The sequence below is a fragment of the Nocardioides sp. genome, from assembly GCF_030655615.1.
In the GTDB taxonomy this organism is placed as follows: Bacteria; Actinomycetota; Actinomycetes; order Propionibacteriales; family Nocardioidaceae; genus Nocardioides.
The window spans coordinates 1-12,909 of record NZ_JAURVJ010000135.1; the positions used below are offsets into that span (position 1 = coordinate 1).

Genomic DNA, 12,909 nt, shown 5'->3' on the forward strand with positions numbered 1-12,909 from the left:
GAGTACTTCCGCGACGTGCAGAACCAGGACGTGCTGCTCTTCATCGACAACATCTTCCGGTTCACCCAGGCCGGGTCCGAGGTCTCGACCCTGCTCGGCCGGATGCCGTCCGCGGTGGGCTACCAGCCCAACCTCGCCGACGAGATGGGCACGCTCCAGGAGCGGATCACCTCGACCCGAGGCAACTCGATCACCTCGCTGCAGGCGATCTACGTGCCGGCCGACGACTACACCGACCCCGCGCCGGCCACGACGTTCGCCCACCTCGACGCCACCACCGAGCTGTCGCGCGAGATCGCGTCGCTCGGCATCTATCCGGCCGTCGACCCGCTGACGTCGACGTCGCGCATCCTGTCGGCCGAGTACATCGGCCAGGAGCACTACGACTGCGCGATCCGGATCAAGCAGATCCTGCAGCGCAACAAGGAGCTCCAGGACATCATCGCGATCCTCGGTGTCGACGAGCTGTCCGAGGAGGACAAGGTCATCGTCAGCCGGGCGCGCCGCATCCAGCGCTTCCTGTCGCAGAACACCTACGTGGCCAAGCAGTTCACCGGCATCGAGGGCTCCACGGTCTCGGTCGGCGACACCATCGAGGCGTTCAACAAGATCGCCGACGGCGACTACGACCACGTCGCCGAGCAGGCGTTCTTCATGTGCGGCGGTCTCGACGACGTCGAGGCCAAGTGGGCCGAGATCCAGAAGAACCTCTGACATGGCCGGATCAGACGAGGCTCTGCAGGTCGAGCTGGTCGCGGCCGACCGGACCGTGTGGTCCGGCACGGCCACGATGGTCATCGCCCGCACGGTCGAGGGCGACGTCGGCATCCTGCGCGGTCACGCGCCGCTGCTGTCGCTGCTGACCGACGCGGTCGTCGAGATCACCGCCGAGGAGGGTGGCGTCGTCGTTGCGGCCGTCGACGGGGGCTTCCTGTCGGTCGCGGCCGACCGCGTCTCCATCCTCTCCGAGCGTGCGGTGCTGGCCGAGGAGATCGACGTCGACGCGGCCCGTGCCGAGCTGGAGCAGGAGCCTGACGGTGACGTGGCCGAGGACGAGGCCGAGCGGCGCATCCGCCGGGCCGAGGCTCGGATCCGCGCCGCCGAGAAGGCCCGCTGATCCAGCCCGATCGCTGCCCGATAGGGTGATCGCTCCCGGGACGAGGAGCGAGCGGACGAGATGGCGTGGTGGCAGTGGACGCTCGACGCTGCCGGCATCCTGCTGCTCGTCTCCCTGCTCTACGGGCTCGCCCTGGTCGTACGCCGCCGCCTGATCGCCCGCAACGGCGGCACCTTCGAGCTCAGCCACCGCGTCCGTCCCGCCGGGGACGGACGCGGTTGGGTTCTCGGGGTCGGCCGCTACTCCGGGGAGCGGCTCGAGTGGTTCCGGCTCTTCTCGCTGGCCCCTCGACCGAAGCGGTCCTGGGCGCGCGAGTCCCTCAGCTACGACGGTCGGCGCGAGGCTCTCGGGGCCGAGCGCCTGTCGCTCTATCCTGACCACCTGGTGATCCGGTGCGGGGCGCCCGGCGGCGAGGTCGAGCTGGCGATGAGTGCCGGCTCCCTCACCGGGTTCCAGTCCTGGCTGGAGGCCCGGCCGCCCGGCACCGACTGGAACCGGTGATCCAGCGGTGATCGAGCGGGTGACCGCTCGGGTCGGCTGGGTGTTCGCCGTCAACGGGTTCCTCTTCGCGAGCCTCGTCTCGCGGGTGCCCGACCTGCGGGCGGGTCTCGACCTCGACAACAGCGGCCTCGGGCTGCTGCTCCTGGCCATCGCGGTCGGGTCGCTCACGGCGCTGCCGGCGGCCGGTGCCCTGATCGCCCGGTGGGGCGCCGCGACCGTCGTCCGCGGCGGCGCGCTGCTCGACGCCGTGGGCCTGGTGCTGGTCGCCGTCGGGGCCGGCTCCCTGGGGTCGGTGCCCGTCACCGCGGCCGGGTTGCTGCTCTACGGGGCGGGTGTCGGGGTCTGGGACGTCGCCATGAACGTCGAGGGGGCCGAGGTCGAGCGCCGCCTGGGCCGCACCGTGATGCCACGCTTCCACGCCGGCTTCAGCCTCGGGACCGTCGCCGGCGCGCTGCTCGGCGTGCTCGTCGTACGGCTGGACCTGGCGCTGGTGGTCCACCTCCCGCTGCTGGCGGCGGTGGTGGTGCCGTCGGTGCTGGTGGCGACGGCCGGGTTCCTGCCGGTGGGCCACGCCCCGGAGGGCGGGCCCGGGTCGGGTCGGGCGTGGCTCGAGCCGCGCACCCTGCTGGTCGGCCTGCTGGTGCTGATGTTCGCCGCCGCCGAGGGGTCGGCCAACGACTGGATCGCGATCGCCCTCGTCGACGGCCACGAGGCCGCGGCCTGGGCCGGCGTCGCGGGCTACTCGGTGTTCGTCGCCGCCATGACGGCGGGACGGCTGGCCGGACCGGTGGCGCTCGACCGGTGGGGACGGGCGCCGGTGCTGTGGACCAGCGCCGCGCTGGTGGTCGCCGGGGTCCTGCTCGTGGTCCACGGCTCGGCCTGGCCCGTCGTCGCGGCGGGCTGCCTGGTCTGGGGCCTCGGAGCCGCGCTCGGGTTCCCGGTCGGGATGAGCGCCGCTGCCGACGACGCCGCGGGCGCGGCGGCCAGGGTCAGCGTCGTCTCGACGATCGGCTACGCCGCGTTCCTCGGCGGACCGCCGTTGCTAGGCGCTCTCGGAGACCGGGTCGGCACCCTCGACGCCCTGCAGGTCGTCGCGCTGCTCATGCTGCCGGCGGCCGTGCTGGTGCTCGTCGTCAGACGTCCCGTCGGCGCCGTCGCCCGCTGAGGGCCGACGCCGCAGCACCCAGGGGAGGGTGAGCAGCGCCCAGACGACGGCGATCACGGCGATCTCGGCCACGACGTAGCCCGGCCACGGACCGAGCAGGTCGAGCGGCGAGCTCACCGAGGGCTTGCGGTTGAGGTAGCCGTAGTTGGTGCCGACGATCGCGTTGAACGTCATCATCGCCACGACCCAGCCGAGCGTCGCCGCGACCGCGAACCGGTAGCCGCGCAAGGTCGGTCGCTCGCCGAGGGAGACCAGCAGGACCATGGCCCAGACGCTGGCGAAGTGCATGCCCCAGAACATCCACCAGCGCGGGTCGGGGAAGGCCTGCTGGAGGGACGGCGTCACGATGGCCTGCGTGACCAGCGTCGAGGCCCAGAAGTAGAGCAGCGCGCAGGCGCCGCGGTGGCGGGTCCACAGCGCGTAGGCGGCCAGCATCCAGCTCAGGTCGCAGACCTGCATGGGCAGCGACGTCCCGAGGTCGAAGTCTCCGGGCAGCAGCTGGAGCACCTGGAGCGGGATCGTGAAGGCGAGGATCGCCAGGGCCAGGCCGCGGCGGACGTGCTGCTCGGTGGTGGCGTGGCCGGCGACGAGGTGACGGCCGAGCAGGGCGGCGGCGACGCATCCGAGCAGGGCGGCCGCGACGAGCACGAGGTGCTCGGTGCTGAAGGCCTGGAAACGGTCGGCGGCGAGCGGCGCGATCAGGGGCATGGGCCCACCCTCACCCACGTCGAAGGACACCGCGTGAGTACGCGCACCCGGAAGCCCTGCCTCATGTCCACCTCATGCCCACCTCGTCCCGCCAGCATGCGTCATCGGACGTCAGTCGAACAGGGCCCGGATGTCGTCGGCGGTGATCGACTGCGAGGTGGCGCCGTCGCCGTCGATGACCTTGGCGAACAGCTGGGCCTTGCGGGCCTTGAGGTCCATCACCTTGTCCTCGATGGTGTCGGTCGAGACGAGGCGGTAGACCATCACGGTCTGGTGCTGACCGATGCGGTGGGCACGGTCGACGGCCTGGGCCTCGGCCGCGGGGTTCCACCACGGGTCGAGGACGAAGACGTAGTCGGCCTCGGTCAGCGTGAGCCCGACGCCACCAGCCTTGAGGCTGATCAGGAACACCGGCGCGGTGCCGTCGCGCCAGGTCTGGACGACGTCGCCCCGCCGTGTCGTCGCACCGTCGAGGTAGACCGTGGGGACGCCGGTGGCCTCGAGCCGGTCGCGGACCCGCTTGAGGAAGGTCGTGAACGTGCTGAAGACGAGCGCCCGGTGGCCCTCGGCGACCAGCTCGACGACGTGCTCGACCAGCACGTCGAGCTTGGCCGAGCCCACGGTGTCGTGGGCCGGGTCGACGAGAGCGGGGTCGAGCGCGAGCTGGCGGAGCTTGGTGAGCGCGGCCAGGATCGCCACCCGGTTGTGGTCGAAGTCGTCGACGAGGCCGAGGATCCGCTGCCGCTCCTTGGCCAGGTGGGTGTCGTAGAGCTTGCGGTGGCGCGGGTGCAGCTCGACGGCGAGGGTCTGCTCCTGCTTGGGCGGCAGGTCAGCGGCGACGACCTCCTTGGTGCGCCGGAGCACGAACGGCTTGATGCGATGGGTGAACCGGCGCAGGGCCTTGTCGTCGCCCTCCTTCTCCACCGGGCGAACGACGTGCTCGAGGAACGACCGGGGGTGGGGGTAGATGCCCGGCGTGACGATGGACAGCAGCGACCAGAGCTCGAGCAGGCGGTTCTCGAACGGGGTGCCGGTCACGGCGAGCCGGAACGGCGCCTCGACCTTGCGCACCGACGAGTAGGCCTTGCTCTGGTGGTTCTTGACCTGCTGGGCCTCGTCGAGCACGAGTCCGGCCCATCGGACGCCAGCGTAGGACTCGGTCTCGAGACGCTGCAGCGTGTAGCTCGTGACCACGATGTCGGCGTCGGCCGCGATCTCGGCGATCGACTCGCCGCGCCGGGCAGCCGAGGCCGTGATCGCCCGGACCCGGAGGCCGGGGGTGTGCCGGGCCGCCTCGGAGACCCAGGCCGGGACGACGCTCGTCGGGGCGACGACGAGGAACGGCTCGTCGGTGGTCGCGCGGGTGTGGGCCACCAGGGCCAGCACCTGGAGCGTCTTGCCGAGACCCATGTCGTCGGCCAGGATGCCGCCGAGCCCGTGCTGCCAGAGGAACGCCAGCCAGTGGAAGCCGTCGCGCTGGTAGGAGCGCAGCTCGGAGACGACGCCCGTCGGCTCGGGCTGGGGGATGTCGGTCAGGTCGCGCAGCGCCTGGGCGCGGCGGACCCACTCGTCGGCCTGGGCGTCGACCACGCCGAGCTCGGCGAGCTGGGCCCAGAGCCCCAGGTCGTGGGTGCCGACGCTGATGCGTCCGCCCTCGGGCTCGCGCAGCTCGCCCGCCGCCCGGACCAGGGCCTGGAGCCGGGCGAACTCGGGGCGGTCGGTGCGGAAGAAGAGCCCACTGGGGAGCACGACGTGCTCCTCCTCGAGGGTGATGGCGGCGAGCACTGCGACCAACGGGACCGCCTCGCCGTCGACGGTGATGGTCACCCACAGGTCGAGCCAGTCGGTCTCGCCCTGCTCCTCGGGCGGGGGTGCGTCGAACCCGATGACCGGGGTCGCCTCGGTCTCGCGGAAGTCGGGGGCGTCGACCTCGACCACCTCGATGTCGTCGCAGGCCCGCCAGGCCGGGAGCTCGAGGAGCGCGAGGTGGAGCACGTCGACACCGCTGACCTCGCGCCGCGCGGGGTCGGGAGCCTGGGGGAGCGCGTCGACGACGGCCCGCTCGGCCCGGCGGTCGCGCACGTCGTCGTCGGCGTCCCACCCGACCGCCCGCTCGCCGTAGACCCACTCCCACGCCAGCGTCGCGGCGTCGGCGCCGCTCCACCGGACCGTGAGGCGCAGCCGGGGCGCGACCGGGGCGGGCACGTCGACGGTGCCGTCGCTCGACCCTAGGGGCAGCAGGCGCCGGAGCCGGGCCAGCTCGTCGGGCAGCCGCTCGACGGCGTCACCGGGCAGCTGCAGCGGCGGGGCGGCGAGCACGCGGGCCGGGCCGCGGGAGAGGCGGCGCTCGAGCCGTGCGAGGGACAGCTCGCCGTCACCGTGGTCGAGCAGGGCGGTGTGGGCCGGGTCACCCCACAGCCCGACCTCGTCGCCGTGCCACAGCCGGCCCTCGTGGTCGAGCCCGACGACGACCTCCGGGCCCTCGTCGGTGGAGTGGACGTCGGCGCCGAGGGCGACCGGCTTCTCGACGAGGTGGAGCGTCGAGAGGTGCTGGAGCAGGAGCGGGAACCCGGCGGCCTCGGCCTCGAGCAGGAGCGGCACGACGTCGGGACCGAAGTCGCCCACGGTGGGCTCGCGCCCGGCGTACCAGTAGCCGCCCTGGCGCTCGAGCGCGGAGTGCAGCGCCCTGAGCACCTCGAGCTGGGCCGGGGCGTGGTCCTGGCCCTGGACGGCGGCCGGCACGTTGGTCCAGGTGATGCCGGACTTGATCCAGCCGCCCTTCTTGCCGGGCCGCATCGGGCGCAGTCGCAGCAGCGGACCGGTCTGGTAGAAGACCTTGTGGCCCTTGCCCTCGTCCCAGGTGAGCTGCAGGGCCAGGGGCACAGGGTCGGTGTCGGGGGGCGCGAGGTCGCGCAGGTCGTCGGCGAGCTCGGCCAGCCGCTGCTCCCACGTCACCGGCGCCGAGGTCTCGAACATCGACCCGAGCGCGAACGCGAGAGCCGCGCCGTGCTTGCACTGGAAGTGGACCGGGCACGTGCAGGTCGTCGCCAGCGAGAGGACGTCTCCGTAGGCCGAGGCCCGCAGGTGGACGCGGTAGGGCCGGTAGTCGGTGCCCCACACCTCGGCCGAGGCGGTGACGGTGGTGGCGGTCAGGTCGCCGATCTCGGGCGCCTCGATCGCGTCGCCGTCGGCATAGCTGCGCGCGCGGAGCATCGTCTCGCGGGAGAAGTGCTGGGAGATCTCAGCGGGGGAGAGACGGCGCAGGATGCTCATGACGCTGTCCATCGTGGCACGGCCCGGGGACGGTCCCGGGAGTTCTCCACAGGGCCGCCCGGAGCTGGTGCCGGGTCAGCTTCCCGGGCACGCCCTAGCGTTCGCCTCCCGGCACCCACAGCACGTCGCCGCGCTCACGGTTGGCGTGGCGGGCCAGGATGAAGACCAGGTCGGAGAGCCGGTTGAGGTACATGATCGCGAGGATGTTCATCGAGTCGCCGTGCTGCTCGTGGGCGGCCCAGGCCGACCGCTCGGCGCGACGTACGACGGTGCGGCACACGTGCAGGTGGGCGGCACCGACGGTGCCGCCGCTGAGGATGAAGGAGCGCAGCTTCTCGAGCGGCTCGTTGTAGTGGTCGCACCACCCCTCGAGCCGGTCGACGTAGTCCTGGGTGATCCGCAGCGGCGGGAACTCCGGATCGGGCACGACAGGGGTGCAGAAGTCGGCACCCACGTCGAAGAGGTCGTTCTGCACGTGGGTCAGCACGGCGACGACGTCGTCCTCGAGGTCACCGGCGGCGACCGCCAGGCCGAGGTGGGCGTTGGTCTCGTCGACGTCGGCGTAGGCGTGCAGGCGCAGGTCGTTCTTGGTCGTGACGCTCATGTCGCCGAGACGGGTCTCGCCGCCGTCGCCGGTGCGGGTGTAGATGCGGGTGAGGTTGACCATGCCCGGCACAGTAGCGAGATGAGGTCACGCTTCCTGCTGCCGGTCGTCCTTGCCCTGCCCGGGCTGGCCCTCGGCGCGACGGGCCTCCTCCACCCGCACACCCTGACGCCCGCGACCGCGGACCGCTGGTACCTGATCCACCTGGCCGGGCTGGTCGTCTTCCCGCTGGTGGGTGTCGCGCTGGCGGCCCTGATGAGGGGACGGCAGGACCCGGTGGCCTGGTTCGTGCGGCTGACGGCCTACGGCTTCGCGGTCTTCTACACCGCTCTCGACGTGATCTACGGCGTCGCGGCCGGCAACGTGACCCGGCAGATGGAGGAGGGCTACCGACGCAGCGCCGACTTCACCGCGATGCTGCGGACGGGGGTCGACCTGGGCGAGGTCGGGTCGTGGTCGCTGGTCGTCTGCGGCCTCGCGCTCGTCGTCGACCAGCTCGGCCGGCACCGGCTCGACGGCCTCCCGGCGCTCGGCCTGCCGATCGGTGGCTGGCTCGTCCACCAGGACCACATCTTCGCGCCCACCGGCGTGGCCGGGATGCTGGTGGTCGGCCTGGCCACCGGACTGCTCGCCCGGAACCTTCCGAAACTCGCTGGGAACCAGGTGCAACCTTTGGCACGCTGAGCGCGTCATAGTGGGTGACAGAGCACACACCCCGGGGCGCAGCGCGAGGAGGCCGACGTGGACATCGTCACCGACGGCCCCGTGCTGCTCCTCGCCGGCGACTTCGACGTCCGCAGCACCTGGGAGGTCCGCACTGCGGTCTACGAGGCGCTCGCCGCCCACGACCACGTCGTCGTCGACCTCACCGACGTCGGCTCGGTCGACGTCACCGCCCTCAAGGTCCTCGCGGCCGCCTCTCGTCAGGCGGTCCGCGAGGGCCATCACCTGACGCTGCGCGGCTGCAACGGCGCCGTACGCCGGCTGCTCCACATGACCCACCTGATCCGGGTGGTCGAGGTCGAGCGGCACGCCGCCACCGCCTGACCCGCCGCTCGACCCGCCGCCCGACCTGCCCGGAGGGGCAGGGTCGGTGTCGGATATGCCACTCCGATGGTGGTTACCAACCCGTAACCGCCGTCCTAGGCTGCGCGCATGACCAAGGACAAGCCCTGGGTGATGCGGACCTATGCCGGGCACTCGACGGCGGAGGCGTCCAACGCGCTCTACCGCGGCAACCTCGCGAAGGGGCAGACCGGGCTCTCGGTCGCGTTCGACCTGCCCACGCAGACCGGCTACGACCCCGACTCGGTCATGTCGCGTGGCGAGGTGGGCAAGGTCGGGGTGCCGGTCCCGCACCTGGGCGAGATGCGCAAGCTGTTCGACCAGATCCCGCTCACCGAGATGAACACCTCCATGACGATCAACGCGGTCGCCATGTGGATGCTCGCGATGTACCAGGTCGCGGCCGAGGAGCAGAACCCCGACCTCGACCCCGACGAGGTGGCCCAGCAGCTGGCCGGCACCACCCAGAACGACATCATCAAGGAGTACCTCTCGCGGGGCACCTACGTGTTCCCGCCCGAGCACTCGCTGCGCCTGATCAGCGACATGATCGCCTACACGGTCCACCAGATCCCGAAGTGGAACCCGATCAACATCTGCAGCTACCACCTGCAGGAGGCCGGCGCGACGCCGACGCAGGAGCTCGCCTATGCGCTGTGCACCGCGATCGCCGTGCTCGACGCGGTCAAGACCTCCGGCCAGGTCTCCGAGGACGACTTCGAGAAGGTCGTGGGGCGGATCTCGTTCTTCGTCAACGCCGGGGTCCGCTTCATCGAGGAGACCTGCAAGATGCGGGCCTTCGTGCAGCTGTGGGACGAGATCACCCGTGAGCGCTACGGCGTGCAGGACCCCAAGATGCGCCGGTTCCGCTACGGCGTCCAGGTCAACTCGCTCGGCCTCACCGAGGCCCAGCCCGAGAACAACGTGCAGCGGATCGTGCTCGAGATGCTCGGCGTGACGCTGAGCAAGAACGCCCGGGCCCGCGCGCTGCAGCTGCCCGCGTGGAACGAGGCGCTCGGCCTCCCTCGGCCGTGGGACCAGCAGTGGTCGCTGCGGCTGCAGCAGGTGCTGGCCTTCGAGTCCGACCTGCTCGAGTACGACGACATCTTCGACGGCAGCCACGTGATCGAGGCCAAGGTGGCCGAGCTCGTCACGAGCGCCCAGGCCGAGATCGACCGGGTGCAGGCGATGGGCGGCGCGATCGCCGCGGTCGAGTCGGGCTACATGAAGCAGGAACTCGTCAGCGCCCACGCCGCGCGTCGCTCCCGGATTGAGGACGGCCTCGAGGTGATCGTCGGGGTCAACAAGTACGAGACCACCGAGCCGTCGCCACTGACCGCCAACCTCGACGAGGCGATCATGGCCGCCGACCCCGAGGCCGAGGCCTCGGCCCTGGCGTCGATGAAGGCGTGGAAGGAGCAGCGCGACGAGGACGAGGTCGCCGCCGCCCTGGCCCAGCTCGCCGAGACCGCCAAGACCGACGAGAACCTGATGGCCGCCACCCTGGTCGCCGCCCGCGCCGGCGCGACCACGGGGGAGTGGGCCGGGACCCTGCGCGAGGTGTTCGGCGAGTTCCGGGCCCCCACCGGGGTCAGCGGGGCGGTCGGCGTGGCCGAGGCCGGTGCCGAGCTGACCGAGGTACGCGAGTGGGTCCGGGCCACGGGCGAGGAGCTCGGCGGGCGGCTGCGGCTGCTCGTGGGCAAGCCCGGGCTCGACGGCCACAGCAACGGGGCCGAGCAGGTCGCCGTGCGCGCCCGCGACGCCGGCTTCGAGGTCATCTACCAGGGCATCCGGCTGACGCCCGAGCAGATCGTCTCGGCCGCGGTGGCCGAGGACGTCCACTGCGTCGGGCTCTCGATCCTGTCGGGCAGCCACATGGAGCTGGTGCCGGCGGTGCTCGAGGGGCTGCGCGCGGCCGGGTTGGACGACGTACCCGTCATCGTCGGCGGGATCATTCCCGACCGCGACGCCAAGCTGCTGATCGAGGCCGGGGTCGCGGCCGTCTACACGCCCAAGGACTTCGGGCTCACCGAGATCATGGGCGGCATCGTCGAGGTCATCCGGCGGGCCCACGACCTCGACTGATGTGACGCACCCGGCCGCGGACCCAGGTGAGCCTTGCCTACACCGCTGCTAGGGTTGTGGCGTGGGGAAGAGCAAGGGCAACGTCGCCAAGCTACCGAAGCTGAAGTGCTGCGAGTCGCGCTCCAAGTGCGGCCGCTGCCCGCTCCGGATGCTGAAGGAAGGCACCCTCCCGTCGGGGTATACGGTCAAGCGCCGCCAGCTCGTCCGGCTCGACGGCAAGAAGGTCACCAAGAAGAAGCTGGCCAAGGCCGCCTGACGATCGGAACCGCAGTGCCCGCAACCAGGTTCGCCGAGCAGCTCAACGCCCAGATCGGCAACGAGCTCGCCGCCCACAACCAGTACGTCGCGATCGCCGTCCACTACGACGCCCTGACCATGCCGCAGATGGCGGCGTTGTTCTACGGCCAGGCGCTCGAGGAGCGCGACCACGCGATGATGATGGTCCAGTACCTCCTCGACACCGACGTCGACGTCGTGATCCCCGGTGTCGACGCCCCGGTCCCGTCCTTCGAGGGCGTCGTCGCGCCGGTCGAGCTCGCCCTCGCCCAGGAGAAGCGGGTGACCGAGCAGATCAACGCCCTGCTCCGCACCGCCCGCGAGGAGTTCGACTTCGCCTCCGAGCAGTTCATGCAGTGGTTCATCAAGGAGCAGGTCGAGGAGGTCGCCACGATGAGCGACCTGCTCGCCGTGGTCCGTCGCAACGCCGACGACATCGACGACATCGAGGACTACGTCGCCCGGGAGCAGGGCGGCGAGGGCACCGACGCGACCGCGCCACGCATCGCCGGCGGCGCTTGATCCCGGTCGCTGTGCTGTGATGGGCCGCGTGATCGTGGTGGGCGCCGGCGTCGTCGGCCTCACCTGCGCGGTCCGGCTGCTCGAGGCCGGTCACCGCGTCGACGTCGTCGCGCGCGACCTGCCGCTCGAGACGACGTCGGCCGTCGCGGCGGCGCTGGTGCACCCCTACCGGGCCGGTCCCGCCGACCTCGTCGAGCGCTGGACCGCGGCGTCCGAGGCGGCCTTCGCCGAGCTGGTCGCCGGTTCCGGCGACCACGGCGTACGACTGCTGTCCGGCACCGACCTCGAGCGCGGCGAGATCGTCGCGCCGGTGGTCGACATGTCGCGCTACCTGCCGTGGCTGGTCGCGCGCGTCGAGCACCTCGGCGGCACCCTGACCCGTCTCAACCTCCCCGCCCTGCCCGACCACGGCGACCTGGTGGTCAACTGCTCCGGCCTCGGTGCGCGCCTGCTCGGCGCCGACAGGACGGTCCTCCCGGTCGCCGGCCAGGTGGTGGTCGTCGAGCAGGTCGGGCTCGAGCGCTTCTGGCTCGACGCCCGGCCGGGGGGCCCGAGCCCGACCTACGTCGTGCCGCGCGAGAGCGAGATCGTCGTCGGCGGCACCGACGACGACGGCGAGTGGAGCCGTACGCCGTCACCCGAGGTCGCGGCCGACATCCTGCGCCGCGCGTCGGCGCTGGTGCCGGACCTGGCGACGGCCCGGGTGCTGCGGCACAAGGTGGGTCTGCGGCCCGGCCGGCCCACGGTGCGGCTGGAGCGGGTCGGCCGGGTGGTGCACTGCTACGGCCACGGTGGGGCCGGGGTCACGCTGTCGTGGGGCTGCGCCGACGACGTCGTGGCGCTGGCCTAGGACGCGTCGCGGACCGCTACTCGGTCGTGGGCTCCTCGGAGGGTGCCTCGGTGGGCTCCTCGGTGGGCTCCTCGGACGGAGCGGCGGACGGGTCCTCGGTGGGGGCCTGGAGCGCGCCGCAGGTGTTCTGCGCGTAGGTGACGAACGCGTTGCCGTCCTCCTGGTCGTCGGCGGGGATCTGGACGCTGCTGACGTCCTTGTTGGCCTTGTCGCCCTCGTCGTCGAGGCCCTCGACGTAGGTCTCGAAGCCGTTGCGCTCGTCGTCGCTGATGTCCTCGGGGGTGCCGATGTCGGCGAGCTCCTTGGCGACCTCCTCCGCCGTCTGCGTCTCGCTGAAGTAGGCGTCGCAGAACGCCTGCGGGTCGGCGTCGGTGGGGGCGTCGTCGGCGATGCCGCCGCAGGCGGCCAGCGTCAGGAGAGCGGCGGCGACGAAGCCGACTCGCACCACGGGGCGGGAGCTGATGGTGAGGTTCACGCGGACAACCTAACGCGTGGACATGGGGACGGAACCGAAGGACCCGCCCGGCCGGAACGGCCGAGCGGGTCCTCGTGGCGCGGTGCGCGCCAGGTCAGCAGATCAGTTGAACGCGTCGATGTCGTCGAGCTTGGTGTCGTCGTCCTCGCCGTCGCACGTCGCCTTGAGGGTCTCGGCGAAGGCGTCGCGCTGGTCGTCCGGGACGGCCTCGATGGCCTCGAGCGCGGCGTCGGCGTCGTCGCCGCCCTCGTCCTCGGCGGCGTCCTTG

At 71.9% G+C, this 12,909-nt stretch carries 12 protein-coding genes and 2 pseudogenes; 10 read left to right on the plus strand and 4 right to left on the minus strand.

Going from position 1 to position 12,909, the window contains the following annotated elements; all coding sequences use genetic code 11:
• From Q7T52_RS11435 to Q7T52_RS11450, 4 genes and pseudogenes are all read left to right on the plus strand, one after another.
• A pseudogene (locus Q7T52_RS11435) lies at window positions 1-714 on the plus strand (F0F1 ATP synthase subunit beta); the annotation flags it as partial.
• Window position 715: 1 nt separating this feature from the next.
• Window positions 716-1,117 carry a F0F1 ATP synthase subunit epsilon gene (locus Q7T52_RS11440; protein ID WP_304802555.1) on the plus strand — a complete coding sequence of 134 codons (402 nt, stop codon included), beginning with the start codon at window positions 716-718 and terminating at the stop codon, window positions 1,115-1,117.
• Window positions 1,118-1,177: 60 nt separating this feature from the next.
• Complete coding sequence (locus Q7T52_RS11445) at window positions 1,178-1,618, plus strand: DUF2550 domain-containing protein (protein WP_304802557.1); 441 nt, start codon at window positions 1,178-1,180, stop codon at window positions 1,616-1,618.
• Between the two features lie 19 nt (window positions 1,619-1,637).
• Window positions 1,638-2,783, plus strand: a complete 1,146-nt coding sequence (locus Q7T52_RS11450; RefSeq protein WP_304802559.1) for an MFS transporter — start codon at window positions 1,638-1,640, stop codon at window positions 2,781-2,783.
• 27 nt (window positions 2,784-2,810) lie between these two features.
• Here Q7T52_RS11450 and Q7T52_RS11455 read toward each other — a convergent pair.
• The 3 genes and pseudogenes from Q7T52_RS11455 to Q7T52_RS11465 all read right to left on the minus strand — a co-directional run.
• Window positions 2,811-3,491 (minus strand): annotated as a pseudogene (locus Q7T52_RS11455) (TIGR02206 family membrane protein); the annotation flags it as partial.
• 111 nt (window positions 3,492-3,602) lie between these two features.
• On the minus strand, window positions 3,603-6,764 hold the full coding sequence (locus Q7T52_RS11460) for a DEAD/DEAH box helicase (protein ID WP_304802561.1): 3,162 nt from the start codon (window positions 6,762-6,764) through the stop codon (window positions 3,603-3,605).
• Between the two features lie 94 nt (window positions 6,765-6,858).
• Window positions 6,859-7,431: a cob(I)yrinic acid a,c-diamide adenosyltransferase gene (locus tag Q7T52_RS11465; protein ID WP_304802563.1), complete on the minus strand. Its 573-nt coding sequence runs from the start codon at window positions 7,429-7,431 to the stop codon at window positions 6,859-6,861.
• An 18-nt stretch (window positions 7,432-7,449) separates the two neighbouring features.
• Here Q7T52_RS11465 and Q7T52_RS11470 point away from each other — a divergent pair, with 18 nt between their 5' ends.
• The 6 genes from Q7T52_RS11470 to Q7T52_RS11495 all read left to right on the plus strand — a co-directional run bounded on the left by Q7T52_RS11470 (window position 7,450) and on the right by Q7T52_RS11495 (window position 12,166).
• Window positions 7,450-8,052 carry a hypothetical protein gene (locus Q7T52_RS11470; RefSeq protein WP_304802565.1) on the plus strand — a complete coding sequence of 201 codons (603 nt, stop codon included), beginning with the start codon at window positions 7,450-7,452 and terminating at the stop codon, window positions 8,050-8,052.
• 57 nt (window positions 8,053-8,109) lie between these two features.
• Window positions 8,110-8,415, plus strand: a complete 306-nt coding sequence (locus Q7T52_RS11475) for an STAS domain-containing protein (RefSeq protein WP_304802567.1) — start codon at window positions 8,110-8,112, stop codon at window positions 8,413-8,415.
• Between the two features lie 108 nt (window positions 8,416-8,523).
• Window positions 8,524-10,518, plus strand: coding sequence for a protein meaA (locus Q7T52_RS11480; protein ID WP_304802569.1), 1,995 nt, complete (start codon window positions 8,524-8,526; stop codon window positions 10,516-10,518).
• 61 nt (window positions 10,519-10,579) lie between these two features.
• Window positions 10,580-10,774 (plus strand): hypothetical protein, encoded by a 195-nt coding sequence (locus Q7T52_RS11485; protein WP_304802571.1) that lies wholly within the window; start codon window positions 10,580-10,582, stop codon window positions 10,772-10,774.
• A gap of 14 nt (window positions 10,775-10,788) precedes the next feature.
• Complete coding sequence (locus tag Q7T52_RS11490; RefSeq protein WP_304802573.1) at window positions 10,789-11,316, plus strand: ferritin; 528 nt, start codon at window positions 10,789-10,791, stop codon at window positions 11,314-11,316.
• Between the two features lie 19 nt (window positions 11,317-11,335).
• Window positions 11,336-12,166 carry an FAD-dependent oxidoreductase gene (locus Q7T52_RS11495; RefSeq protein WP_304802574.1) on the plus strand — a complete coding sequence of 277 codons (831 nt, stop codon included), beginning with the start codon at window positions 11,336-11,338 and terminating at the stop codon, window positions 12,164-12,166.
• Between the two features lie 16 nt (window positions 12,167-12,182).
• On the opposite strand, the gene Q7T52_RS11500 is transcribed toward Q7T52_RS11495, so the two are convergent.
• The gene (locus Q7T52_RS11500; protein WP_304802576.1) at window positions 12,183-12,641 is read right to left on the minus strand and encodes a hypothetical protein; all 459 of its coding nucleotides are present in this window, start codon (window positions 12,639-12,641) and stop codon (window positions 12,183-12,185) included.
• Between the last annotated feature and the right edge of the window lie 268 nt (window positions 12,642-12,909).